Annotated in this window: 21 protein-coding genes; 11 read left to right on the top strand and 10 right to left on the bottom strand. The window is 70.9% G+C overall.

Annotated features, from left to right (window positions below):
* Positions 1-45 precede the first annotated feature (45 nt).
* The 3 genes from C8E87_RS16240 to mobA are packed head-to-tail and all read right to left on the bottom strand — an operon-like array spanning position 46 to position 2,072.
* On the bottom strand, positions 46-1,134 hold the full coding sequence (locus C8E87_RS16240) for a T3SS (YopN, CesT) and YbjN peptide-binding chaperone 1 (protein ID WP_133873879.1): 1,089 nt from the start codon (positions 1,132-1,134) through the stop codon (positions 46-48).
* A 60-nt stretch (positions 1,135-1,194) separates the two neighbouring features.
* On the bottom strand, positions 1,195-1,467 hold the full coding sequence (locus tag C8E87_RS16235) for a DUF6457 domain-containing protein (protein WP_133873878.1): 273 nt from the start codon (positions 1,465-1,467) through the stop codon (positions 1,195-1,197).
* A gap of 5 nt (positions 1,468-1,472) precedes the next feature.
* Positions 1,473-2,072: a molybdenum cofactor guanylyltransferase gene (mobA, locus tag C8E87_RS16230; protein WP_239080225.1), complete on the bottom strand. Its 600-nt coding sequence runs from the start codon at positions 2,070-2,072 to the stop codon at positions 1,473-1,475.
* 114 nt (positions 2,073-2,186) lie between these two features.
* Between mobA and fdhD the strand changes: the two genes are divergently transcribed.
* Positions 2,187-3,059, top strand: coding sequence for a formate dehydrogenase accessory sulfurtransferase FdhD (fdhD, locus tag C8E87_RS16225; protein ID WP_133873877.1), 873 nt, complete (start codon positions 2,187-2,189; stop codon positions 3,057-3,059).
* Here the strand turns inward: fdhD and C8E87_RS16220 are convergent.
* Together C8E87_RS16220 and C8E87_RS16215 are read right to left on the bottom strand one after the other, a co-directional pair.
* Positions 3,020-4,036, bottom strand: a complete 1,017-nt coding sequence (locus tag C8E87_RS16220) for a DUF4192 domain-containing protein (RefSeq protein ID WP_133873876.1) — start codon at positions 4,034-4,036, stop codon at positions 3,020-3,022. The two genes, fdhD and C8E87_RS16220, sit on opposite strands and share 40 nt — an antisense overlap.
* Before the next feature lie 79 nt (positions 4,037-4,115).
* Complete coding sequence (locus C8E87_RS16215) at positions 4,116-4,619, bottom strand: GNAT family N-acetyltransferase (RefSeq protein WP_133873875.1); 504 nt, start codon at positions 4,617-4,619, stop codon at positions 4,116-4,118.
* A 56-nt stretch (positions 4,620-4,675) separates the two neighbouring features.
* Here C8E87_RS16215 and C8E87_RS16210 point away from each other — a divergent pair, with 56 nt between their 5' ends.
* The 5 genes from C8E87_RS16210 (at position 4,676) to C8E87_RS16190 (ending at position 12,918) form a co-directional block, all read left to right on the top strand.
* Positions 4,676-5,569 carry a fructosamine kinase family protein gene (locus C8E87_RS16210; protein WP_133873874.1) on the top strand — a complete coding sequence of 298 codons (894 nt, stop codon included), beginning with the start codon at positions 4,676-4,678 and terminating at the stop codon, positions 5,567-5,569.
* A gap of 95 nt (positions 5,570-5,664) precedes the next feature.
* Positions 5,665-6,672 carry a GTP 3',8-cyclase MoaA gene (gene moaA, locus C8E87_RS16205; RefSeq protein WP_133873873.1) on the top strand — a complete coding sequence of 336 codons (1,008 nt, stop codon included), beginning with the start codon at positions 5,665-5,667 and terminating at the stop codon, positions 6,670-6,672.
* A 540-nt stretch (positions 6,673-7,212) separates the two neighbouring features.
* Positions 7,213-7,548 carry a MoaD/ThiS family protein gene (locus C8E87_RS16200; RefSeq protein WP_133876861.1) on the top strand — a complete coding sequence of 112 codons (336 nt, stop codon included), beginning with the start codon at positions 7,213-7,215 and terminating at the stop codon, positions 7,546-7,548.
* 905 nt (positions 7,549-8,453) lie between these two features.
* A complete protein-coding gene (locus C8E87_RS16195) occupies positions 8,454-9,707 on the top strand; it encodes a metallophosphoesterase (protein ID WP_239080227.1) in 1,254 nt (417 codons plus the stop codon).
* 67 nt (positions 9,708-9,774) lie between these two features.
* Positions 9,775-12,918, top strand: a complete 3,144-nt coding sequence (locus C8E87_RS16190) for a UvrD-helicase domain-containing protein (RefSeq protein ID WP_133873872.1) — start codon at positions 9,775-9,777, stop codon at positions 12,916-12,918.
* Positions 12,919-12,938: 20 nt separating this feature from the next.
* On the opposite strand, the gene C8E87_RS16185 is transcribed toward C8E87_RS16190, so the two are convergent.
* Positions 12,939-13,553 carry a prepilin peptidase gene (locus C8E87_RS16185; RefSeq protein WP_239080228.1) on the bottom strand — a complete coding sequence of 205 codons (615 nt, stop codon included), beginning with the start codon at positions 13,551-13,553 and terminating at the stop codon, positions 12,939-12,941.
* Between the two features lie 134 nt (positions 13,554-13,687).
* Here C8E87_RS16185 and C8E87_RS16180 point away from each other — a divergent pair, with 134 nt between their 5' ends.
* The 4 genes from C8E87_RS16180 to C8E87_RS16165 all read left to right on the top strand — a co-directional run bounded on the left by C8E87_RS16180 (position 13,688) and on the right by C8E87_RS16165 (position 17,701).
* Complete coding sequence (locus C8E87_RS16180; protein ID WP_133873871.1) at positions 13,688-14,353, top strand: LppU/SCO3897 family protein; 666 nt, start codon at positions 13,688-13,690, stop codon at positions 14,351-14,353.
* A gap of 108 nt (positions 14,354-14,461) precedes the next feature.
* Positions 14,462-15,667: an ATP-binding protein gene (locus C8E87_RS16175; protein ID WP_133873870.1), complete on the top strand. Its 1,206-nt coding sequence runs from the start codon at positions 14,462-14,464 to the stop codon at positions 15,665-15,667.
* A gap of 28 nt (positions 15,668-15,695) precedes the next feature.
* Positions 15,696-16,238: a DoxX family protein gene (locus C8E87_RS16170; RefSeq protein ID WP_133873869.1), complete on the top strand. Its 543-nt coding sequence runs from the start codon at positions 15,696-15,698 to the stop codon at positions 16,236-16,238.
* 170 nt (positions 16,239-16,408) lie between these two features.
* Positions 16,409-17,701 carry a glycosyltransferase 87 family protein gene (locus tag C8E87_RS16165; protein WP_239080241.1) on the top strand — a complete coding sequence of 431 codons (1,293 nt, stop codon included), beginning with the start codon at positions 16,409-16,411 and terminating at the stop codon, positions 17,699-17,701.
* Here C8E87_RS16165 and C8E87_RS16160 read toward each other — a convergent pair.
* Genes C8E87_RS16160 through moaC form a run of 4 tightly spaced genes read right to left on the bottom strand, consistent with a single transcriptional unit; the run spans position 17,688 to position 20,313 of the window.
* Complete coding sequence (locus C8E87_RS16160; RefSeq protein WP_133873867.1) at positions 17,688-18,110, bottom strand: molybdenum cofactor biosynthesis protein MoaE; 423 nt, start codon at positions 18,108-18,110, stop codon at positions 17,688-17,690. The genes C8E87_RS16165 and C8E87_RS16160 overlap by 14 nt on opposite strands.
* The gene (locus C8E87_RS16155) at positions 18,107-19,324 is read right to left on the bottom strand and encodes a molybdopterin molybdotransferase MoeA (protein ID WP_133873866.1); all 1,218 of its coding nucleotides are present in this window, start codon (positions 19,322-19,324) and stop codon (positions 18,107-18,109) included. Before C8E87_RS16155 ends, C8E87_RS16160 begins: the two co-directional genes overlap by 4 nt.
* A gap of 9 nt (positions 19,325-19,333) precedes the next feature.
* Complete coding sequence (locus C8E87_RS16150; RefSeq protein WP_133873865.1) at positions 19,334-19,828, bottom strand: MogA/MoaB family molybdenum cofactor biosynthesis protein; 495 nt, start codon at positions 19,826-19,828, stop codon at positions 19,334-19,336.
* Positions 19,825-20,313 (bottom strand): cyclic pyranopterin monophosphate synthase MoaC, encoded by a 489-nt coding sequence (gene moaC / locus C8E87_RS16145; RefSeq protein WP_133873864.1) that lies wholly within the window; start codon positions 20,311-20,313, stop codon positions 19,825-19,827. The genes C8E87_RS16150 and moaC overlap by 4 nt, the downstream gene beginning before the upstream one ends.
* 512 nt (positions 20,314-20,825) lie before the next feature.
* Here moaC and C8E87_RS16140 point away from each other — a divergent pair.
* A complete protein-coding gene (locus C8E87_RS16140) occupies positions 20,826-23,357 on the top strand; it encodes an EAL domain-containing protein (RefSeq protein WP_133873863.1) in 2,532 nt (843 codons plus the stop codon).
* Positions 23,358-23,784 lie beyond the last annotated feature (427 nt).

Below are 23,784 nucleotides of genomic sequence, written 5' to 3'. Positions count from 1 at the left end.
CGCCCGGCCCCGTCCGCCCCGACGGCCCGGGCGGCTGTGGCTTTCCTACAGGTACATGCCCGGGCGGTGCTCGTCGGCGGGGGCCTTGCCGGGGGACGGCTTGTCGCCCTCGCCGAAGAACCGCTTGCCCCCGAACTCGCCGTGCAGCCGATCGTCGAGCTCGTCGGCCAGACCAGTCATCACCTGCACGGCCAGCATCAGGTGGGTGGCCTGGAAGTTGCGCCCGAAGACCGGGATCGACGCCCACACGGTGTCCTGCGCACAGTAGAGCCGGCCGATCGGCATCCGGTTGGTCAGCTCGGAAAGCTTCACATAGAGCTGCTCGGTCGGCTCGACCTCGGTCAGGATCGGCGAGAACACGTCCACCAGCGGCGGGTTGTCCCGCACCCGGACGAAAACCATCGCCGACCCCGCGCGGATGCCGATGTCGCCGTCCGCGTCCACCTGCAGCTGGTCGGTGGTGGTCTTCGACATGGTCGCGACCACCGTGCGAACCCGCTCGTCGAGCGGGACGACCTCGTCGGCCGCGTCGGCCAGGGCCGCCGCCAGCGCGCCGTCGTCGTCGAGGTCGTCAAGGCTGAGGTCGCCGTCGATGCTCGGCTCGTGCCGGGCGGTGGCCAGCGGCGCGGTGGCGATCGGCTCGTCGTTCTCGTCGTGCACGAGATAGACGAGGAAGGCCGGGTGCGGAGCGCCGTAGACGTCACGCATCGTGCGCGCGACCACGGTGGCGAGCCGGTTGGCGTTGTCCTGTGTGGAGCTGAGACCGAACGAGTCACCGGAGCCGGCCAGCACGCCGGGCGGCGACCAGCCGAGCGCGACCAGATCGGCGATCGAGGCACGATCCATCCGGTAGCCCTCGGGCAGCCCGGCGTTACCGATGGCGAGCGCCTCGACCACGCCGCCCTCGAGTACCCGGATGCTCACCGAATAGACGGCTGTGCCGGTGCCGGAGGCGGTCGGATCGAGGGTCAGGTCGACATGGGCCCCGGGCGCAAGCGTCGGCAGCAGACCGGCCAGGGCCCGTGCGAACTCCCGCCACGCCTCGCCGACCTTGGCGCGTAGATCGGCCGTGGTCGGCTCGTCGAGGATCACACCCTCGTTGGATTCGCCACCCTCGGCGCTCTGTGCCGTCATGATCGTTACCTCCGCTCCCCGCCACCCTATCGAGAGGCGTCCGCCCACTTCCGCCCTCTCTCAGGGGGTGGGCGATTCGTCCCCCTCCACGGAAGCCGGAGCGGTCGGCGGCCACTGGAAAGCCAGTTCAGTCAGCTTCTCGGCCAGCACGGACGGATCCGCCCCACGGCCCACAGCCAGTCCCAGCACGTACGCCGTCACCGGCGCGCCAGGCCGCACCACCCCGTGGGCGATGTCGCGAGCCAGATCGAGCACGGTCTTGACCGGGATATCAGCGGGATCGATCCCCGCCTCCCTGGCGGCTGCTGCGAGCCAGGCGTCAAGTTCGTTCATTGTCGTCAACGCGCCCACTGCTCGGCAGTGCGTAGGTCGTCGTCGGTGTCGCAGTCGAACCACGGGGGCGGGCCGGGCCGCCGCCACGACACCTCGGCCACCCGCAGGTGGTCCATCAGCTCACGAACCGAGGCGCCGTCGAGCTTGCCCCTTTCCTCGGCCAGCTGATCGATCGCCTGGCGCAGGGCCGCCGTCCGCCAGACGCCGCAGAGCATCTGCCGCCGGCCCTCGGCATCGCGATAGACCGCACCCTGCATCGGCGCGGACTCCGCGGTCAGCCGCAACACGTCGATCGCCTCACCGGTGAGCAGCGGCAGGTCGGCGGCCAGCAGGGCCGTGTAGGTGACGTCGTCGGGCACCAGCGCGAGACCCGCCGCGGTGGCCGCCACCGGGCCGCCGCCGGGCGGATCTTCCCTGGTGGAGTGCACCGGCACCGGCAGGTCGGGCGGCACCCGGCCGACCACGATCCGGGGGTCTGCGTCGTGCACCGCGGCGAGCACGCGGGTCAGCATGGACTGACCGGCCACGGGCAGCGTCGGCTTGTCCGCACCACCCATCCGCCGCGCAGCTCCGCCGGCCAGCACCACCGCCGCAAATCCCCCCACGTACGTACCGTATCCCGACCGCGTGTCGAGCGTGACCGCGCGCTCAGTAACCGGTCGCGGATCACTCCCCGTCCCAGCCGCCCCAACCGCCGCGAACCGGCCTACGCTCGATCCATGGCGAGGACGATGACCCGGCGGCCGGTTGTGAAGATCAACCTCGACGCGTCCGGCGAACCCCGCCGGGGGCCGGACACCCTCGCGGCCGAGGAGCCGCTGGAGATCCGGGTGCGGAAAGCGCCGCTGGCGGTCACCATGCGCACCCCGGGACAGGACATCGACCTGGCCATGGGGTTCCTGCTGACCGAAGGCGTGATCGGCGACGCCGGCGACGTGGTCACGGCGCAGCTCTGCGCGGGCACGGACACCCCCAACACCTACAACGTGGTCGACGTCGTGCTCGGCGCGGACGTGCCGCCGCCAGTCACCGACCCGAGCCGCAACTTCTACACGACGAGTTCGTGCGGGGTGTGCGGCAAGGCGAGCATCGACGCCGTCCGCACCCGTTCTCGCTTCGACATCTCGGGCGATCCGCTGCGCGTACCGGCGACCACCCTGGCCGATCTGCCCGACCGGCTGCGGGCGGCCCAGCACACCTTCGACCGTACGGGCGGGTTGCACGCGGCCGGCTTGTTCACCGCGGACGGTGAGCTGCTGGTGCTGCGGGAGGACGTGGGACGGCACAACGCGGTCGACAAGGTGATCGGGTGGGCGCTGCGCGAGGGTCGTCTGCCGCTGACCGGGCATCTGCTGCTCGTCTCGGGGCGGGCCAGTTTCGAGCTCACCCAGAAGGCCTGGATGGCCGGCATTCCCCTGCTCGCGGCCGTGTCGGCGCCGAGCACGCTGGCCGCCGATCTGGCCGAGGAGGCGGGCATGACGCTGGTCGGCTTCCTCCGCGGCCGCGGCATGAACGTCTATACCGCGCCGGAGCGGGTGACCGTCCGAGATGCTCACATCGGCCTCCCGGAGAGCGCGTCGACGGTCTCGTAGAGGCCATCGACGAATTCGTGGCTGATACCTGCCGCGAGCAGGCGGTCGAGCGCACCCGAGAAGCGGTGGCCCGGGTCGTGCAGCAGCGCCCGGTCGACCGCGACCCGGGCCAGTGAGCCCAGCCCGGCCCGCCACGCCGAGTAGGACAGCAGGGCTGCCGCCGGAGCTGTCCAGGCGGGCTCCACCCGGCGGGTCACCTCCGTCCACAGGCCGATCCGCCAGTCCTCGTCGCGGGTGCGCTCGACGGCATGGTTGAAGACCCACGGATCGGCCAGTAGGACGCCCAACTCGGCGGTCTCCCGCAAGGTCAGCGTCCGGCCCGACGCGTACCGTTCCTCGGCCACCCGCACCAGCCGGCGACCGGCCCGCCGGCGAGCGTCGGAGGAGACCCGGGCCCGCGCGCAGACCTGCGCGGTCAACTGCCTCATCTCGTCGCGCTGCGGGCCGTCGATGGCGGCGATCTGTGCCACCAGGGCCTGGCGGTTGGGCAGCGCGACCTGCCCCTGAAGAACGGCGGCGGCGGCGATCTCGGTGTGCGGCGAGGGGACCGGGTTACCTTCGGGTGGGCAGCACCCGGAGTTGGCGCAGTCGTACGACCACCAGCGCCCACCGGTGATGCGCACGCGCTGCAGAACCCGTACGCCGTGGGTCTGCAGGTCTTGAACGAGCGCCCGGACGTTGTGGTCGACCTGGCCGGGCGGCCCGAACCCGAGGACCGACACCGACTCCGGCTCCTGCGCGGCGACCAGCGGTGCTATCGCCTCAGTGCCGTCAGCACCGGGTGCCAGCAGGTCGTGCCGGGCGGCGAAGCTGACCGTCGGGCCGATCGTGCCGATCACGACGATGCTGTCGGAGGGATGGAAGCCCAGCAGATAGGGCGTGACGGCGATGAGGTCGGAGGTGTTGCGGACGGTGATGCGGCAGTCGGGGTTCATGCCGGGCAGCCTGGCCGCTCGGGCCGCTCCCGCGAGTGCCATCGCCCCCACCTGTGGACGACACGCGGGTTATCCACCGCCCCGATTCACGTAGCCGCAGGTCCGGACGGTCCGACCGGTGTTACGACCGGAACTGCAACTCGTGCAGCTCCAGGCTGTCGTGTTCGCGCTCGGCGGCCGAGCTCTTCAGGTCGAGGGTCAGCTCGATCGACGAGACCACGTCGTACCCGGCGGCGTGCAGGCTGCGGATCGCCTCCACGTTGCGCGACTCGGGCGAGATCGTCAGCGACGTCATGTTGCGGCGCCGTGCCTCGTTGGCGACGTGCCGCAGCAGCTTGCGGCCCACGCCCTTGTGCCTGTGCGAGATCGTGACGACCACCGGCTCGACCACGCCGCCACGACCGCGGATCACCAGCCCGACCAGGCCGATCACCCCGTCGTCGGCATGGTCGGCGACCCACAGGCCACCCAGGTCGAGCCGGGTCAGGTACTCCTCGAAGCCCTCGCCCCCGTCCTGTTCGGGCACCCCGTACATGCGGTTGTGCTGGTTCGTCAGCTCGGACCACAGGCGGCGGCCCGCGGCGTGATCACTCGGACGGTACGAACGCACAGTCACAGGGCTCATGCCGACATTTTGACTCCGATTTCGGGCATCCGTAAGCCGAAGCGCAAGATAAGGCGGTGGACCAGGCGTACTTGCGCGCGCACCCCGAGCACCTCCCGACATTTCTCACCCACCAGCGCATCCGGGAGACCCCGGTGGGCGGCGGAAGCGTGTCGTCGGCCAGCCGGCTCACGCTCGACGACGGGACTTCGGTTTTCGCCAAGTCGTGGCGGGGCTCAGGCGGGTCCGAGAAACCACCGCCCGGGTTCTTCGCCGCCGAGTCGTCTGGTTTGACCTGGTTGCGGGAGGCCGGGGCGCCGGTGCCCGAGGTGATCGTCACGCTGCCCACGATGATCGCGACCGAGTGGATCGAGCCCGGCGAGCCCACCCGGGCGGCCGCCGAGCAGCTGGGACGCGACCTGGCCGAGTTGCACCGCTCGGGCGCGGAGACGTTCGGCGCGGCGTGGAACGGCTACATCGGCCCCCTCGAACTCGACAACACCCCGTCGCCGGGACCCTGGGGCCAGTGGTTCGCCGAGCGCCGACTGCTGCCGTACCTCAAGATCTCGGCCGATCGCGGGGCTCTGACCAGCGCGGAGATCACGCTCGTCGAGCGCATCCTGAAGATCCTTCCCTCGTACGCCGACACGGAGGCCCCCAGCCGCACGCACGGCGACCTGTGGCCCGGGAATGTGCTGTGGGCCGCCGACGGACGGGCCCGGCTCGTCGATCCAGCCGCGCAGGGTGGGCACCGCGAGACCGATTTGGCGGAACTGGCCCTGTTCGGCGGCGTGCCCTACCTGTCGACAATCCTGTCCGCGTACGGGGAAAGTTGTCCTCTGGCCGACGGCTGGCAGGAGCGTGTGCCGTTGCACCAGCTGCATCTGCTGCTCGTCCACACGGCGGCATTCGGCGGAGGGTACCGCGCCGATGTGCGCGCGGCCGCGTTGTCCACACTGCGCTGGATGTGACCGAGTCGGTTGTCCACAGGGCGATCTCGTCCACCGCCGCCAGACATACGAGCGGCTAGATTCTTCTTGTGAACACGCGTAGGAGATCGGCCTCGATGATCCCGCTCGCCGACAGGTTCGGGCGAGTGGCTACCGATCTGCGCGTGTCGCTGACCGACCGCTGCAATCTGCGCTGCACCTATTGCATGCCCGAGGAGGGTCTGGCCTGGATGCCGCGTGAACAGCAGCTCACCGACGACGAGGTGAGCCGGCTGATCCGCATCTCGGTCGAGACGTTGGGCATCCGGGATGTGCGCTTCACCGGCGGCGAGCCGTTGCTGCGGCGTGGGCTGGTCGGCATCGTACGAGCCGCGGCCTCGCTGTCGCCGCGCCCCAAGCTGATGCTCACCACGAACGGCATCGGACTCGAACGTCTCGCCGAACCCCTGCGCGATGCCGGGCTCGACCGGGTCAACGTCTCGCTCGACACGCTCGACCCCGCACGCTTCCAGGCCCTGACCCGGCGCGACCGGCTCCCCGACGTGCTTCGCGGGTTGAAAGCGGCAGCGGCGGCCGGGCTCACTCCGGTCAAGATCAATACGGTGCTCATGCGCGGCATCAACGACGACGACGCGCCCGCGCTGCTGCGGTTCGCCCTCGATCATGGTTATCAGCTGCGCTTCATCGAGCAGATGCCGCTCGACGCCCAGCATCAGTGGGACAGGCACGCGATGGTCACGGCCGACGAGATCCTGGAGTCGCTTTCGCCGTACGGGCTCCAGCCGGATTCGGTTTCACGTGGAACGGCGCCCGCCGAGACCTGGTTGGTGCCCGGCCACGTCGACGCCGCCGGCGAACCGGCCCGGGTCGGCATCATCGGCAGCGTGACCAGGCCTTTCTGCGGGGATTGCGACCGCACGCGGCTGACCGCCGACGGCCAGGTCCGTGACTGCCTGTTCGCCACCGAGGAAAGTGATCTGCGCAAACTGCTCCGGAACAACGCCACGGACGCCGAACTGGCCGAGGCGTGGCGGGTGGCCATGAGCCGCAAACGGGCAGGCCACGGCATCGACGACCCGGCTTTCCTCCAGCCCGCCCGCCCCATGTCCGCCATCGGCGGCTGACATGCCCGTCGTCGCCGGCACTCAGGCCGTTCCCGCATTGCCTGACGTGCCCCGCGTCCCCGACAGTCAGCCCGCCCCGGCGGGAGCTGACACGCGCGCCCTTCACGGCACCCAGGCCGCGCCCGCCACAGCCGACACGCGCGCCCTCCACGACACCCACGCCCTTTGCCGGGGGGATTGAGTTGGTCCGGGGCTCCCACGAGCCGTCAGCTCGGCCTCGCCTGTCTGATCGAGGCACCGCACCGATGTCATCGACCCGGGCCCCGCACGGAGTCCGCGCCATGCGCGCGTCTCGCCGGTTCACCCCCATGACGTCCGCCTTCGCAACGGCGGCGCTTCCCGTGCACAACGGCCTCAATCTCCCGGCCAGCCGCAGGATCCAGCGCGGGTCCTCCGAGGGGTTGAGCTCGCGGCATCCCGCACAGGAAAACCACACACGGCTGTTCGCCCGCGGATCGCGGCTGTGCCGGCGACCTCTACGCGCGTTTGCTTGGCGCCGACGTGGCCGCCCAGTGCCCGGCCGCCGGCCTGCTCGACGAGATGCCGGGCGGATCGGCGGTCGGTCGTGACCATCCTGACCGCTTATCCTCGGGCCGAGGTATCCGACTCTCCCGACCGGAGGCGCCCGTGGCGACGCTGACCATCCGCTACTTCGCCGGGGCGCGCGCCGCAGCCGGTGGCACACGAAGCGAAACCGTCGAGGCCGAGACGCTGGAACACCTGAAGCAACAACTGACCAACCGCCACGGCGAACGCCTCGGCGTCGTGTTGAAGGCAGCCAGCTTCTTGGTCGACGGCCTGACCTGCCACGACCAGACCGCACCGCTCCCCGCCGACGCCACGATCGACGTCCTCCCACCCTTCGCAGGCGGCTGAACAGGTCCGGGTCCGGCCGACCCACCGCACCGCTCGGCAGAACAGTCGTCCTCCGAACCCAGACGGCACGGCGGCCTGACCTGGACCCGTCGGTCAGCCCAGCGCACCGCGCCGTGTCCACCCGTGCCCCGGTCGGGCCTGCTCGGCGAAAACCTTCCGGCCCGAAATCAGCCGCTCCGCGCTCTCTCGGCGAAAGCCTTCCAGCCCGAAGATCAGCCGCACCGCGCCGCTCGGCGAAAACCTTCCAGCCCAAAGATCAGCCACACCGCGCCGCTCGACCACTTCCCTGGGCCTACCTGAGCCCGATGAAACGCCCCCGAGCCGAAACCTGAGCACCGCACCCGTTACCGCCCGTTTCGCCGTCCGACCTGCCCGGTGGAAGTGCGGGCGGTTTCGGCGGGTGTTGTGGGGACAGCGGAATGGCCAGCCGGGTCACCAAGGCTGCCGGGCCGGTGGCGGTTTTGAGAATGAGCGCCGCGAGCGGCGCCGGCGTACGAGAGTTGGTTCGGGTGGTGGGGCCCGCCGAGCGGCTGCGGACGTCGCCGTGTGACGAGTGTCCCGGCTCTGATGACTCGGGCGGTCGAGCCCTGGGGAGAAGCGTGCGACTGCCGTACAGATGTCCGAGATGCCGGGAGTCACGGATCTGCGTCTACGCCGGCTCCCGCACGAGCGGCGGCACCCGGCACGTCGCGTCCTGGCGTCAGCTGCGTCCGCTGCCCCCCAAGGGCAAGCGCGAGCTGCGGACCCACCGGCGCCGGCCGCACCGCCGACGAAGTGGCGGCTGGAATCGGTGAGGGGGGACACCCCGTACGGGCTCGTCAGTCTGCTCTCAGGAAAAGCCTGGACACTGTGCGAGTCGTAAAGCTGGGGAGGGCGTCTTGGTGGTCTTTGTCGGGCTGATCCTGGTGGTCATCGGCCTGATCCACTTTTACCTGTGGAAGCGGCTGGTCAAGGATCCGCTGCCGCCGGGGCGGGCGCGCCGCGTCGGGACCGGGGTTGCGATCGTGCTGGGTGTTTCGGCGCCGGCGACCCTGGTGGGGGTGCGGTCGGGGGCTTTGCCGTGGCTGGCCTGGCCGGGGTACCTGTGGATCGCGGTCATGTTCTATCTGCTGGTCACGTTGGCTGTGCTCGAGATTCCCCGGCTCGCGGTGGTGCTTTGGTGGCGCTCTCGGAGGCGTACGGGGGGAGAGAGCGCAAGCGTCGCCGCCTTGAGTGGCACGGCGGAGCCCGCCGCAGGCGAAACCCAGGCTGCCGCACTGCTCGTCGCGGTCGAAGACTCGGTAAGTGGTGATAAATCCGGCAGCGGCGAAAGGCCGGAGAGCATCCGGAGCGAGGAGGGTGTTGAGCGGCGGGTCCTGCTTGCGCGTGGCGCGGCGATCTTTGCGGGACTGACCGCTGTCGGCGTGACGGGCTACGGCGTCAAGACGGCGCTGGGCGGCCCGCGGATCGCACGGGTGCAGGTGCCGCTGGCCAAGCTGCCGCGGGCCATGGACGGCACCCGGCTCGCGGTGGTTTCCGACATTCACCTCGGGCCGCTGACCGGCATGAACCACGCCCGCCGCATCGTTGACGTGATCAATTCGGTGCAGGCGGACATCGTGTGCGTCGTCGGTGACCTCGTGGACGGCAGCGTGGCGGAGCTGGGGCGGTTCGCGGCGCCGCTGGCCGAGATCCAGTCGCGGCAGGGGGCGTATTTCGTGACCGGGAACCATGAGTACTACTCGGGCTTCCAGGAGTGGGTCGACGAGGTCGCGCGCCTGAACATCCGGCCGCTGCGCAACGAACGCCTGGAGCTGGGCGGTCTCGACCTGGCCGGGGTCAACGATCTCGGGGGCGCCGACGCGGGCGACCCGCCGGATTTCGCGAAGGCGCTCGGCGATCGGGACACCACCCGGCCCGTCGTGCTGATGGCCCACCAGCCGGCCGCCGTGCACGACGCAGCCCCGTACGGGGTCGATCTTCAGGTTTCCGGTCACACGCACGGCGGGCAGATGGCACCGTTCAACCTGCTGGTCGGCCTGGAACAACCGGTGGTGTCCGGTTTGGGGAGTGTCGACGGCGTTCCGGTCTACGTCACCAACGGCGCCGGGTTCTGGGGACCGCCTGTCCGGGTGGGAGCGCCGCCGCAGGTCAGCGTGATCGAATTACGCGCCCGGTAGCGAACATCAAGATCCGTAATTTCGTCAAGGCGTGGCGATTCGTGCTAGCGATGGGGGGCGTGACAGGATGCAGCGCGTGCCCTCGGACATCGCAGGGTCCTCGGTCGCCGCGGACGCATACGTCGCGGATCTTCACATCCACTCGCGCTTCTCGCGTGCCTGCAGCCGTGACCTGACGCTGCCCAACCTGGCGTGGTGGGCCCGGCGCAAGGGGATTGCCCTGCTCGGCACGGGCGACTTCACGCACCCGGCGTGGTTCGACCACCTGCGCGAGAGCCTGGTGGACAAGGGGCCGGGGCTCTTCGGTTACGCCGACGAGCCCGAGGTCACCAAGCGGCTGCCCGGTTCGCTGCAGGCCGCGCCGCACGCGACGTTCATGCTCAGCGTCGAGATCTCGACGATCTACAAGCGGGACGACCGCACCCGTAAGGTGCACCACCTGATCTACATGCCCGGTTTCGCGCAGGCGGCGAAGTTCAACACGGCACTGGGCCGCATCGGCAACCTCACCGCCGACGGCCGGCCCATCCTCGGACTCGACTCGCGCGATCTGCTCGAGATCACGCTGGAGGCGGGCGGCTATCTCGTGCCCGCGCACATCTGGACGCCGTGGTTCTCGGCCCTGGGCTCCAAGTCGGGTTTCGACGCGATCGCCGACTGTTACGCCGACCTGGCCGAGCATGTCACCGCGGTCGAGACCGGCTTGTCCTCCGACCCCGAGATGAACTGGCGGGTCTCCAGCCTCGACCGTTATCGGCTGGTCTCGAACTCGGACGCGCACTCGCCGGCCGCGCTGGCCCGCGAGGCGACGCTGTTCACCGGTGCGCCCGACTACGAGGCGGTCAAGAACGGTGTGGGGCTGGCCGGCACGCTCGAGTTCTTCCCCGAGGAGGGTAAGTATCACGCCGACGGGCATCGGGCCTGCGGCGTGAACTGGGAACCGCAGCGCACTCGCGAGCACGGCGGCCGCTGCCCCGAGTGTGGCAAGCCGCTCACTGTCGGCGTGCTGAGCCGGGTCGAGGATCTGGCGGACCGGCCGCTCGGCTTCCAGAGAGGCGTCCACGTCGAGCATCTGATCCAGCTGCACGAGATCCTGGGCGAGATCAACGGCGTCGGCCCGAAGTCGAAGACGGTCGAGAGCCAGCTCAACCACCTGGTGGCGACGCTCGGCTCCGAGCTCGACATCCTGCGCCGGGTCCCGCTCGACGCGATCGGTCAGGCCGGCGGCGACGAGTTGCGCGAGGGCATCTCCCGGCTGCGGCGCGGTGACGTGCGGCGGGTCGCGGGTTACGACGGCGAGTACGGGGTGATCACCCTCTTCGACCGCGGTGAGCTGCGCAATCGGGCCAGCGCCCCGCAGATGGAGACCCTGTTCGACGTTCCGCAGCAGCGCAAGCCCGAGCCGGTGCCATCACGACCCAAATCGACTAAATCGCCCAAAGAAACGAAAAAGCCGGCCCCGCCACCGATCGCGGCACCGGCAAGCCCGCACGAGCCGTTCGAGCCCATGCTGGCGGGCATGGAGGAGGTCGGCACCGGCCTGCTCGACCGGCTTGACGCCATGCAGCGGGTGGCGGCCTCGGCCCCGGGCGGCCCGCTGCTGATCGTGGCCGGCCCCGGCACCGGCAAGACCCGCACGCTGACCCACCGGATCGCCTACCTCTGCGCCGAGCTGGGCGTCTTCCCACATCGCTGCCTGGCCATCACGTTCACCCGCCGCGCCGCCGGTGAGCTGCGCGAACGCCTCGATTCGCTGCTGGGTGACGTGGCCGAGGACATCACGGTCGGCACGTTCCACTCGGTCGGGCTGACCATCCTCAAGGACAACGCGCGGGCCGCGGGCCTGGGCCCGAACTGGCGGATCGCCGACGAGGCGGAGCGGGCCGAGGCGCGGGAGCAGGCCGGGGACGACGACCACGCGTACGCGAAACTGCTGCGCCAGCAGGATCTGGTCGACCTCGATGATCTGATCAGCCTGCCGGTCGCCCTGCTGCGCGACGAGCCGGCTCTGGTCGAGAAGTACCGCAAGCTCTGGCAGTGGATCTTTGTCGACGAGTACCAGGACGTCGACGAGACCCAGTACGAGCTGTTGCGCCTGCTCAGCCCGGCGGACGGCAACCTCTGCGCGATCGGCGACCCTGACCAGGCGATCTATTCGTTCCGCGGCGCCGACGTCAAGTACTTCCTGCGGTTCAACGAGGATTTCGTCGACGCCCGGCTCGTTCGCCTGACCCGCAACTACCGCTCCTCCGCGCCGATCCTGGCCGCCGCCGTGCAGGCGATCGCCCCCTCCTCGTTGGTCAACGGCCGCCGGCTCGATCCGGCCCGGCTCGACCCGGAGGCGCCGCTGGTCGGCCGTTACCCGGCGGGAAGCGTCGCCGACGAGGCGGACTTCGTCGTGCGCACGATCGACGACCTGGTCGGGGGGCTGTCGCACCGCTCGCTCGACTCGGGCCGGGTCGACTCCCGCTCGATCGCGGCGGGCAACCTCTCCTTCTCGGACATCGCCGTGCTCTACCGCACCGACTCGCAGTCAGGCCCGATCGTCGAGGCGCTGTCGCGGGCCGGGGTGCCGGTGCAGAAGCGCTCGCACAACCGGCTCCGCGACCGGCCCGGCGTTCAGGCCATCGCCCGCGAGCTGCGGCACGCCGGCGGCCCCGGCGGCTCGCTGCCCGCCCGCGTCAAGCTGACCGCCGAGGTGCTGGCCCAGCGGTTCGCCGCGCCCACTTTGGACGGCGAGCAACTCGCCCCCGAGGACATCTGGACCGCGGCCGACCTGCTGCGCCCGCTCGCCCAGCGGATCGGCGACGACCTGCCGCGTTTCCTGCAGGAGATCGCGACCGGGGCCGAGGTGGACGCGCTCGACCCGCGGGCCGAGGCGGTCAACCTGCTCACCCTGCACGCCGCCAAGGGCCTCGAGTTCCCTGTGGTGTTCCTGGTCGGCTGCGAGGACGGCCTGCTGCCGCTGCGCTGGCCGGGCGGCACGCCCCAGGCGGACGAGATCGCCGAGGAGCGCCGGCTGTTCTTCGTCGGCCTGACCCGGGCCCAGGACAGGCTGTACGTGAGTCACGCGGCCCGCCGGTTCCGGCACGGCAGCGAGCGCGAGCAGAACCCGAGCCCCTTCCTCGACGTGATCGACTCCGGCCTCTTCGAGCGGCTGGGCGACACCGTGCCTTCGCGCCCCAAGGACCGGCAGCTCAGGCTCCTGTAGCCTGGCGCCGGACGCGCAGCTCAGGCTGCTGTGACAACGCCGATCAGGGCGCCGACCAGCAACGCGGGGCCGAACGGCAGGGGGCGACCGCGCCGGGCCAGCAGCATCACCAGCGCGACGGGCCCGGCGATCAGGTGCGGCACGACCACGCCGACGAGCACCGCCTCCCACCCGGCGAAGCCGAGAATCGTCGCGATCACGCCCGCCAGCTTCACGTCACCGAGCCCCAGCCCTCGACCCGGCAGAAGAGCGATTCCCAGGTACGCCGTCACTACCACGGCCCCGGCCGCCAGCGCCGGCATGATCCGTTGTGGCTGCGACGCGGCCAAGGGCACCACGGTGAGCGCCGCGAACACAGCGACCAGCGGGTCGGGCAGACGCAGACACCGCAGGTCGACGAGGGCCAGCAGCAGGCCAGGGATCGTGGCGAGCAGATAGAACGGCAGCATCGGGGACGGTCCCAGCGCGCCGGCCAGCAGCACGCACACAATCGCACCGGTGGACGCTGAAGCGACGACCGGGATGAAAGCGGCGTATGGGGATACCCGCGTGGGGAACCGGCGCGCGGCCCGCGGAAGCAGCGCGCCGACGGAGGCGCCGAAAACGGCTGCGCAGATCACGAGTGGTGAGGACACGGTTCGGCACCGTAATGGCCGGACGGACGGGTCGCGGGTCGTGTTGTTGACACCGGCGGCGATTCCGTCCGGGTTTGCGTCGGGGCCGCACGCTACGGTGGCAGCAGCGCAGCCCGCTTCCGGAGGAAATCCTGATGTCGCAGAACGGCCCGTATTCCGGCCCGCCGTGGTCGCACGGGAGCTCCGACGAGCCGTATGCGGAGCCCGCCGACCCGTGGGGTGATCACGGCGCGGCCCAGGTTCCGGAGCAGAGCTCCTGGGGCGGCCACCCGCCGTCGATCCAGCAGCAGCCGGTCAGCTTCCACTCCGCCCCGATGAGCCCGGTGAGCGGCGGCGGGCCCTCGTGGGACAGGAACCCGCCGCAGCCCAAGCGCAACACCCCGATCATCGCCCTGGTGGCGACCCTCGGCGTGCTGATCGTCATCGGCCTGGGGACGACGGCGTGGCTGCTCAACCAGCGCAACAACCAGCAGCAGAAGCAGGCCGCGCCGACAGCCTCGGTCACCGAACCCGTGGCCGGCCCGGCCCCGCAGGGCAGCGAGGACGCTCGGTTCAACGTCAAGAAGGGCGACTGCGTCGTCAACGAGGGCACCGACGAGGAGCCCAACATGCGCGCCACTGCCTGCGTGACAGGCACTTATGAGGTGCTTGCCCGCTTCACCGGCAAGGCCACGGGTGAGAAGGACGCCGAGCGCAAGTGCGCCAAGGTCACCGGGTACACGAAGTGGTTCTTCTACGACAGCGCGCTCGACGATCTCGACTTCGTGCTCTGCCTCAAGGAGCACCAGACCAACGGCTAGCCTGCTCTAGGCCTCTCTAGCGCCGAAGCTAGATACCGTTAGACACGCCTCGAAGGATCGCTAGGCCACTCTAGCTATTTCCCTAGACGACCCGATACGGTGCAATGCGTGGATCCGGTGAGGAACCCGTACGCCCCCGGCGCCGGTCAGCGTCCGCCCGAGCTGGCCGGTCGCGACCGTGAGCTCGACGCCTTCGACGTGGTGCTCGAGCGGATCGCCCGGGGCCGCCCCGAGCGCAGTCTCGTGCTGACCGGCCTGCGCGGCGTCGGCAAGACCGTGCTGCTCAACACGCTCCGCTCGGCGGCGATCGGCCGGCTCTGGGGCACCGGCAAGATCGAGGCCCGGCCCGACCAGTCGCTGCGCCGCCCGGTCTCGGCCGCGCTGCACATGGCGATCCGCGAGCTCGCCCCCCACCACCGCGACCCCGAGCGGGTCGACGACGTGCTGGCCGTGCTCAAGGCGTTCGCGCTGCGGGCCAACGACGGCTCGGCCAAGCTGCGCGACCGCTGGTCCCCCGGCATCGACGTGCCACCCGCCCGCGGCCGGGCCGACTCGGGCGACATCGAGATCGACCTGGTCGAGCTGTTCACCGACGCCGCCTCGCTCGCCACCGATGTCGGGACGGGCATCGCCCTGTTCATCGACGAGATGCAGGATCTCGGGCCGGCCGACGTCTCCGCGCTCTGCGCCGCCTGCCACGAGCTGTCCCAGCTGGGCGCGCCGCTGATCGTTGTCGGGGCGGGTCTTCCCCACCTGCCGGCCGTGCTCTCGGCGGCGAAGTCGTATTCCGAGCGGCTCTTCCGTTATCAGCGCATCGACCGGCTCGACCGGGTGGCGGCCGATTTCGCGCTGTGCGCCCCGGCTGCGCGAGAGGACGTCGAGTACGAGGCGAAGGCGCTCGACCTGCTCTACGAGAAGTCGGGTGGATATCCCTACTTCGTGCAGGCGTACGGGAAAGCGACGTGGGACCATGCGCCGCAGTCCCCGGTGACCGATGCCGACGTGCGGGTGGCCGCCCCCGAGGCCGAGGCCGAGCTGGCGGTCGGCTTCTTCGGCTCCCGTTTCGAACGGGCCACCCCGGCCGAGCGCGACTACATGCGGGCGATGGCCGCGCTCTCCGGCGAGCCCGACAACGACATGGACGCGGCCGTGCCGACCTCCGAGATCGCCACCGCCCTGGGCCGCAAGCCGGCCAGCCTCTCCCCGGCGCGCGACGCGCTGATCAAGAAGGGGCTGATCTATTCGGGCGAACGGGGCACGGTCGCCTTCACCGTGCCGCATTTCGGCCGTTACCTGCGCACGCAGCCGGTGTGAAGCGCGCCGGGCGGGTATAACCAGATTCATGAAGCCCGTACGCACGGCCGCCCGCGCGATGCTCGCGTCGATCTTCGTCATCCAGGGCGTTCAGTCGTTTCTGAAACCCGACGCCAAGGCCGAGACGGCCGCCGGTGTCACCGACCGGCTCAAGCCGCTGCTCGAGAAGGCCGACCCGCGCATCCCGACCGACGCCACCACCCTTGTCCGCCTCAAGGGCGCGAGCGACGTGATCGCCGGCCTGGCGCTGGCCACCGGCCACTTCACCCGTCCCGCCGCGGTCGTGCTGGCCGCCGGTCTGGTGCCGACGACGATCGCCGGCCACCCGGTCTGGGATCGTTCCCGGCCGGACGCGAAGGTGCAGCAGATCCAGTTCCTCAAGAATCTGGGTCTGTTCGGCGGCCTGCTGCTCGCCGCGGTCGACACCGAGGGCCGCCCCGGTCTCGGCTATCGCACCAGCCATGCCGCCAGCCGGTCCCAGCGCTCGGTCAAGCGGGCCGTCCGCACCGCCAAGCGCGAGGCCAAGATCGCCGCGATGAGCGCGGCGGCCGCGCGTAAATTGCCCGGCTAACAACCTCTGCGCGATCTTTGCGTTAAAGCGGACGAGGGGCCGCGCGGTAGGTCCGCGCCTTCTATGCTCGCTTCGCTCGGCTCCGCCATGACGCCCTTAGTGGCTTCGTGGCCGGCATGGCGCCGCCGTGCCCGGGTGACGAGAGCGACGGGGGTCGCGCCATGCCGGCGATGCAACACGTGCGGACGAGGTCCGTGATGGTCGGGCTCGGGTGCCTTGCTGCACTCTGGGCGGTCGGTCTCTTCCTTGAGGCGTACGGGGTCCTCGACCTCGCCGTCGACCACGCGGCGGTCCGGGACTGGCTCGCCGGCGCCGACCTGTACTCGCACGGCACCGGCCGTCCGCCCGTCGCCGCGCTCCTGATGGCGCCCGCCGCGTTGCTGCCCCTGACGGTCACGGCCTGGTTGCTGGCCCTGGCCGGCCTGGCCGCCCTGGTGCTGGCCCTGGTGGCGCTGGCCGGCCCGGTGGCCCGCCGCTACGGGCGCTCCCGGCTCGTGGCGGTGCCGGCGGCAGCCGCGCTGGCCCTGGTCTCCGAGCCGGTTCGAGCCGTGCTCGGCCTCGGCCACCTCGACCTGCTGCTCCTGTGCCTGATCACCGCCGATGTGGTGGCGTTGCGCCGCTCGGCCTGGGCCCGCCGCCGAGCCGCCTGGTGGCCGGGCGCGCCCGCCTCCCGGACCCCGGGCGCACGCCCCGAGCAGCTTCGGCGGGTCTGGTCGACCGGTTCCTGGGCCGGCGTCGGCATCGGCATCGCGACAGCCCTGGCTCTCGGCCCGGCGCTGTTCATCGTCTATCTCGGCGTCACCCGGCAGTGGCGGGCGGCGATCACCGCCACCGGCACGGCGGTCACGCTGATGCTCGGCGGCCTGCTGATCGCGCCCGGCGCCACCGGCGCATGGTTCTCCACCGTGCTGTTCCAGGTGGACCGGGCCGGGCCGATCGGCGATCCGGCCAACCAGTCGCTCGCCGGGCTGCTGGCCCGCCTCTACGACTCGTCGAGCACGCCCGTGCTGGTGTGGTTGTCGTTCGCCGTGCTGCTGCTCGCGGTGGGCCTGATCAGGGCGCGGGCCGCGCACACCGACGGCGACGAGATCGCCGCGTTCACGCTGGTCGGGCTCGCGGGTGCCGCGGCGGCCCCGGTGAGCACGAGCCACAAGCTGGTGTGGGTGCTGCCGGCCGTCCTGATTCTCCTCGACGCGGCGGCCCGGTCCCGGTCCGGTGCGCGGCGGCCCGGCCGTCCCCGGCGGTTCGCGGGTCTGGGCTACGCGTCGGCGGCGGTCGTGACGTACCTGGTGTTCGTCCTGCCCCCGCAGTGGGCGGAAGGCTGGAACGCGTACGCCTTCGCGGTGCTCGCGCTGATGAACGCACTGCCGTGGCGGCCCGGCGCGGCGCCGGCGACACCACCCGTACGCAGGCCTGTCGCCCCGGCCCGGGTGCCCGCCATCCCGGGGCCTAGGGGCAGTTGACCCACTCGTCGCTGCCGTCGGTGAAGACCTGCCGCTTCCAGATCGGCAACCGTGCCTTGGTCTCGTCGACCAGCCGGGCACAGGCGGCGAAGGCGGCCGCCCGGTGGGCCGTGCTGACCGCGGCCACCAGCGCGACGTCCCCGATCGCCAGTGTGCCGACCCGGTGCGAGACGGCCACCGCATAGACGTCGGGGTCGGCCGCGATCTCCTCGGCGACCTCGCGCAGCACGGCGGCCGCGCTCGGGTGACCCTCGTACTCCAGCAGGGTCACGCCACGTCCGTGGTCGTGGTCGCGCACCACGCCCTGGAACGAGACGACGGCCCCGGCCCGTACGTCGGCCACGGCCTTTTCGTGCGCGGCCAGGTCGAGCGGGGTGTCGAGCACCTCGGCGACGGCAACGGTGGTCATGGACGCTCCCCTGTGACTAGCGGCAGTGGCAGGAACGGCACCAGGTCACCGGCAGCGGCCTCGGTGCCCGGGCGGACGACGGCGAAACCGTGCGCGTTGGACAGGCCGCGCAGCATCGCCGAGCCGACATGGCCGACCGGGGTGGCCGACCGTCCATCGTGGCTCAGCCGGGCCAGCGCGAGGTGTGTGTCGCCGCCACGCCCGCGCACCGCCTCGGTGACCTCGACGGCGGGCAACTGCGGCGCTGGCCGGCCCTGCAGACCGGCCAGCAGCGGCGCGACCAGGGTGATGAGCGCGATCACGGCCGACTGGGGATTGCCCGGCAGACCGGCCAGGAAACGAGGCCGCCCGCCCGGCCCGGGTACGCGCGCCAGCAGCATCGGGAAGCCGGGACGAACCGCGACGGTGTTGACGATGTACTCGGCGTCCAGCTCGCTCAGCGTGGGGTGCAGGTGGTCGACCGGGCCGTGCATCGTGCCACCGGTCGTGCAGACAAGATCGCAGGTCAAGAGCGCTTCCCGTACGGCGGTCAGGTGCGCCTCGAGCGTGTCCTGAACCGGGCCCGTGACAGCGGCCGGGTCGACGGTCGCGCCGTAGCGCCGCAGCCAGCCGGGCACCTGGGGACCGAGCGAGTCACGCACCCGTCCCGCGCCCGGCGTGCCGCCGGTGAGCAGCTCGTCGCCGAAGACAAGCAGGCCGGCCCGGGGCCGCGGGTACACGTTCAGCGACTCGTAACCGCAGGTGGCGGCGATGCCGATCACGGCCGGGTCGATCGCCGTGCCGGCCGGCAGCAGCACCTCGTCCTTGTGTGCCTCCTCGCCGGGGCGCCGCCACTCGGGCACGAACCCGTTGCGGGGCTCACCGCTGACCCGTCCGTCACCGTCGCGAGTGGACGCCTCGATACGCACCAGCGCCTCGGCGCCGGACGGGACCATGGCGCCGGTGGCGATCTCGAAACAGGTGCCGTCCTCGGTCAGGGGCGGCGCGACCTGCCCGGCCAGCACCCGGCCGACGGGCCGCCAGGGCTTCGGACCGCGCACGGCCCAGCCGTCGATGCTCGAGGTCGGGAAGGCGGGCAGATCGGTCAGCGCGCGCAGCGGCTCGGCCAGCGTGCGGCCGTCGGCGGCGGGCAGCGCGACCGGCTCGGCCCCGCCGGCCGCCGCACGACCTGCCGCATAGGCCAGTTCGCGAGCCTCTTGCCAGTCGACGGTCACCGGCCGAGCCTATCCAGCCGTGCCCGAGGACGGGTGATCACCACCGCGAATCTGGTCGACCGTGTGCCGCAGCAGGGGCCCGAGCACGGCCAGGCCGTCCTTGGCGCCGCCGGTCGAGCCGGGCAGGTTGACGATCAGCGTGCGCCCGGCCACCCCGGCGAGGCCCCGCGAGAGCGCGGCGGCGGGCACCTTGTCGCGGCTGTAGGCGCGAATCGCCTCGGCGATGCCCGGGATCTCGAAGTCGAGCAGGCCCCGGGTCGCCTCGGGAGTGCGGTCGGTCGGGGTGACGCCGGTGCCGCCGCTGGTCACCACGACGTCGACGGCGTCGGCGACCGCGAGGCGCAGGGCGTCGACCACCGGTTCGCCGTCGGGCACCACGACCGGGTCGCCGACCGTGCAGCCGAGCTCGCGCAGACCGGCGACCAGGCGTGGGCCGCTCGTGTCGGCGTAGACCCCGGCCGCCGCCCGGTTGCTGGCCACGATGACGCGCGCGGTAATGCTCATGGGCGGTCCTCCGGCCGTACCCAGAGACCGGTCTTGCCACCCTCTTTGCGCAGCACCCGCACCGACTCGATGCTCGCGGCCGGGTCGACCGCCTTGATCATGTCGATCACCGTGAGGCCGGCGGTGGCGACCGCCGTGAGCGCCTCCATCTCGACCCCGGTGCGATCGGCGGTCTTGGTGGTCGCCGTGATCTCGATCGTGGTCGTGGTGAGTTCGAGATCGACGGTGACGCCGTGCAGACCGATCGGGTGACAGAGCGGGATCAGATCCGGCGTCCGTTTCGCGCCCATGATGCCGGCGAGCCGGGCGACCGCGAGGGCATCGCCCTTCGGAAGGTCGTCGCCGCGTAGCAGAACGATCACTTCGGGTGTGGTCACCACACGCCCGGCGGCCACGGCACGCCGGGCCGACACCGCCTTGGCCGAGACGTCGACCATGCGCGCAGCGCCGGTCTTGTCGACATGAGTCAGGGATTCGTCGGGCATACCGGGAGTTTATAGAAGCTTCACCGGGAATCTCGTTCGCGTAATAGTGGTTCGGCCCTCACGATTTCCCAGACGTTCTGTGTGGCGATCTATGCGCAGGTCAGCGACCATATAGCGGGGCGGAAACAACGGGTACCGACGAGCGGGCATTGACATTTCGGAGCGTTAGTCAAACAGCACGTTCAGCGATGCGGACACTGCGGCCAAAACGGCTATTCACGTCGCTCAGAGTTTTGTTCCCGAGACTCCCCGTAATCGAATCCGCTTCGGTTATCGTCAACTGCGCAATACGACACAAATCCCCCCCAAAGCCGTTCGACTTCGCATATGGTTTTTCTCGTCGCGACGCCTTCGAACCCCACGAGGGACCGGAGTTCCCCGGGCACCTCTTACCGCGAGGAGAAGAACCATGAGCCAGCACGACTGGGACTGACCCGGTGCGCGAAACGACGCGCTTGCCTACGCTGGAGCCCGGACGCGTGTCCGATGTGCTCAGCGAACGGACAGATGCTTTGCGAAAGGCCCATAGCTCCAACGACGACGCGACCGATCGGCAGCTTCTGCTGCTCATCGGTCTCGTCGTCGTTCTGGCGTCGGGCGTCGCAGCGGCTGACCTGTGGCATGCCATTGATCACCCCCGGCCGATCCCTCACCCGGGGCTGCTCGCGCTCGTGGTGATCGGTGCGGGCGTGGCCAACCGGGTAAAGGTCTATGTCCGAACACGCTCCAGCCGAAACGGCACCACCTGGGGCGAGATCCCGGTCCTGATCGGGTTGGTCTTCCTGCCGCACGTCTGGGTCATCCTGGGCGCCGCCATCGGCGTGGCCATCGTGAAGATCATCGCGGGCACCGCGCTGCATCGCGCGGTCTTCTCCGTGGCCAAAGAGGTGCTGACCGCCAGCGCCGCCAGCCTTGCCATCACGGTGGCCGGCTCGATGCTCGAGCCCGGCACACTCGCCGCCACGATCATCCCCGTCGCGCTCGGCTACGCGGCGATCTCGCTGGTCGACGACCTCGTCTTCACCCCTGTCATCGCCGTCGCCTCCCGCTCGACGCTGATCCAGGTCTTCCGCAAAGACCTGGGCGACCGCATGATCGCCCACGCCGTCCGGCTCGCCACCGTCCTGTACGTCGTCGAGGTCCTCGCCTCCGGGGCCAGCCCGCTGCTGCTCGGCTTCGTGCCGCTGCTGATCGCCTGCCTGCACCTGTGGCACTCGCAGCAACTGCGCACCAAAGAGGAACGGCGCTCCTGGCGCGATCTGGCCACCACCACCGAAGAGCTCAGCTCGGTCGAGCTCACCCAGGTGCTGCACGTCGCCGCGACCCAGGGAGCCCGTGTCTTCTCCTCCGACGTGGTCGAGATCGACCTGACGGCGAGCGGCATCGACCGGGTGGTCCGGGCGCACGGCAGCGAGGTGGTCTACGACGGGCCAGGGCCGCGCAAGTTCGCCGGCGTCGGCGCGATCACCGCCGAACTGGAGACCAGCGACCGCAGCTATCAGGCCGGCGAGCTGGTGCTGGGCTTCCACGGCCGGGTCAAGCTCAACGAGTTCGAGCAGTACAAGCTGAAGACTTTCGCGGCCGCGCTGTGCACGGCGATCCGCAACGCCACGGCGTACGCGGAACTGCAGAGGCTGAACGAACAGAACGCGTACGACGCCGCGCACGACCCGCTGACCGGCCTGGCCAACCGCCGGGAGCTGTACGAGCACGCGGCCCTGCACTTCCAGGGCAACACCGAGGACGGCGTGGTCGCGCTGCTGCTGATCGACCTCAACCACTTCAAAGAGGTCAACGACACGCTCGGGCACGCCGCCGGTGACGCCGTTCTGCGCGAGGTGGCCCGGCGGCTGGCCGACGCGGCGGCGCCCGGCGACCTGGTGGCCCGGCTCGGCGGTGACGAGTTCGCGGTGCTGCTGGTCAACCTGCCGACGCCCGCCCTGGCGACTCACCGGGCCAAGACGATGCTGGCGACGCTCGAGGGGAGCGTCTCGGTCGAGGGCATGCAGATCACTGTCGAGGCGGCCGGCGGCATCGCGCTGGCGGCCGGCAGCGGCGGCGTCAACGAGCTCATGCGCCGGGCCGACGTCGCGATGTACCAGGCCAAGCGGGCCGGCCAGCAGACAGCCACGTACGTGCACGCCCAGGACCCGGCCGACATCGGCCGGCTCGCCCTCGGCGGCGAGCTGAACCGCGCGGTCGCCGAACACGAGTTCGTGGTCGACTTCCAGCCCATCGTCGACCTCGGCAGCGGCGAAGTGGTCTCGGCCGAGGCCCTGGCCCGCTGGCACCACCCCGAACACGGCTACCTCACGCCGATCGAGTTCCTGCAGACGGTCGAGCGGTCCGGGCGGCTTCAAGCCTTCGCCGACGCCGTCCTCGATCAGGCGCTCGACGCGTCCGACCTGTGGCGTGAGGCCGGCTTCGACCTGCCCGTGGCGGTGAACGTCTCGCCGCGCAGCCTGCTCGACCCACGCTTCCCCGAGACGGTGCTGGCCCGGCTGCGCCGCCACGCCGTGCCCGCCGACCGGCTGATCTTCGAGCTCGCCGAGACGTTGACGCTGAGCCAGCTCGACGTGGTGGGCAAGGCGCTGACCGGGCTGAGCGAGGCGGGCGTGCGGCTGGCCCTCGACGACTTCGGCACGGGCGTGACACCGCTGTCGGTGCTGTCACACATCCCGGTCCACCAGCTCAAGATCGACCGTGAGTTCGTCGGCGCCGTGCAGACGTCGTCCGAGGCCTCGGCCGTGATCCGGTCGACGGTCGACCTCGCGCGCAGCCTGCACCTCACGGTGATCGCCGAGGGTGTGGAAAGCGAGCCGCAGAGGCAGGCGCTCTGGAGTCTGGGCTGCCTGGCCGGCCAGGGTCACCTGTTCGCGCGTCCCATGTCGGCAGCCCGTCTGCTGGCGACGCTGCAACGCGGCACGGCAGGCCGGCCTGGTGTGCTGGCCACCTCGCTGCACGAGGGCGGCGCGGTGGTCCGCATGTCGCGGCGCCGGTCCGGCGGTTCCGGGCGATCGGCTCTGCCACACTTGCCCGCGTGACAGACTCCGGCCGGACGGCGAGCAAATCCGCAGTTGAGGGGCCCGCCGAGGGCGCAAGCCGGACAGATTCCGCCGAAGACCCTTCCCCCCGTACGCCCAATGGCACTTCCCCGGCCTCCGAAAAGGACGCCATCGCCGAAGCGACCGAGTCCTCGGCGCCCACGGACGAACACGCGCCTGCCTCGCCCGGTGGGCCCGCTCCCACACCGGCCGGCAAGCCAGGCAGCTCCCCCACAAATCCCGGTGATTCCCCCACAGAGCCGGACGCGCCATCCACAGAGCCGGACGCGCCTGCCTCCCGGCCTGACGGAGCCGCCGCAACGCCCGCCGCGCAGCCTGACGCGGTCACCGCGAAACCTGACGCGCCCGCCTCGACTGCCGCCGAGCGTGGCGGTTCTGGTGCGGAGTCGAGCGGGTCCGCCAACGC

The organism is Paractinoplanes brasiliensis, assembly GCF_004362215.1.
GTDB classification, from domain to species: Bacteria; Actinomycetota; Actinomycetes; order Mycobacteriales; family Micromonosporaceae; genus Actinoplanes; species Actinoplanes brasiliensis.
This window is presented reverse-complemented; position numbering and strand designations above follow the sequence as displayed.

Coding starts and splice junctions, on each gene's coding strand:
- C8E87_RS16190 (WP_133873872.1), top strand. CDS start 9,775: ATGCAGCGCGTGCCCTCGGACATCGCAGGGTCCTCGGTCGCCGCGGAC.
- C8E87_RS16180 (WP_133873871.1), top strand. CDS start 13,688: ATGTCGCAGAACGGCCCGTATTCCGGCCCGCCGTGGTCGCACGGGAGC.
- C8E87_RS16215 (WP_133873875.1), bottom strand. CDS start 4,619: ATGAGCCCTGTGACTGTGCGTTCGTACCGTCCGAGTGATCACGCCGCG.
- C8E87_RS16160 (WP_133873867.1), bottom strand. CDS start 18,110: ATGACCACCGTTGCCGTCGCCGAGGTGCTCGACACCCCGCTCGACCTG.
- C8E87_RS16150 (WP_133873865.1), bottom strand. CDS start 19,828: ATGAGCATTACCGCGCGCGTCATCGTGGCCAGCAACCGGGCGGCGGCC.
- C8E87_RS16220 (WP_133873876.1), bottom strand. CDS start 4,036: ATGGCACTCGCGGGAGCGGCCCGAGCGGCCAGGCTGCCCGGCATGAAC.
- C8E87_RS16165 (WP_239080241.1), top strand. CDS start 16,409: ATGCAACACGTGCGGACGAGGTCCGTGATGGTCGGGCTCGGGTGCCTT.
- C8E87_RS16170 (WP_133873869.1), top strand. CDS start 15,696: ATGAAGCCCGTACGCACGGCCGCCCGCGCGATGCTCGCGTCGATCTTC.
- moaA (WP_133873873.1), top strand. CDS start 5,665: ATGATCCCGCTCGCCGACAGGTTCGGGCGAGTGGCTACCGATCTGCGC.
- moaC (WP_133873864.1), bottom strand. CDS start 20,313: ATGCCCGACGAATCCCTGACTCATGTCGACAAGACCGGCGCTGCGCGC.
- fdhD (WP_133873877.1), top strand. CDS start 2,187: ATGGCGAGGACGATGACCCGGCGGCCGGTTGTGAAGATCAACCTCGAC.
- C8E87_RS16235 (WP_133873878.1), bottom strand. CDS start 1,467: ATGAACGAACTTGACGCCTGGCTCGCAGCAGCCGCCAGGGAGGCGGGG.
- C8E87_RS16240 (WP_133873879.1), bottom strand. CDS start 1,134: ATGACGGCACAGAGCGCCGAGGGTGGCGAATCCAACGAGGGTGTGATC.
- C8E87_RS16200 (WP_133876861.1), top strand. CDS start 7,213: ATGCCGGGCGGATCGGCGGTCGGTCGTGACCATCCTGACCGCTTATCC.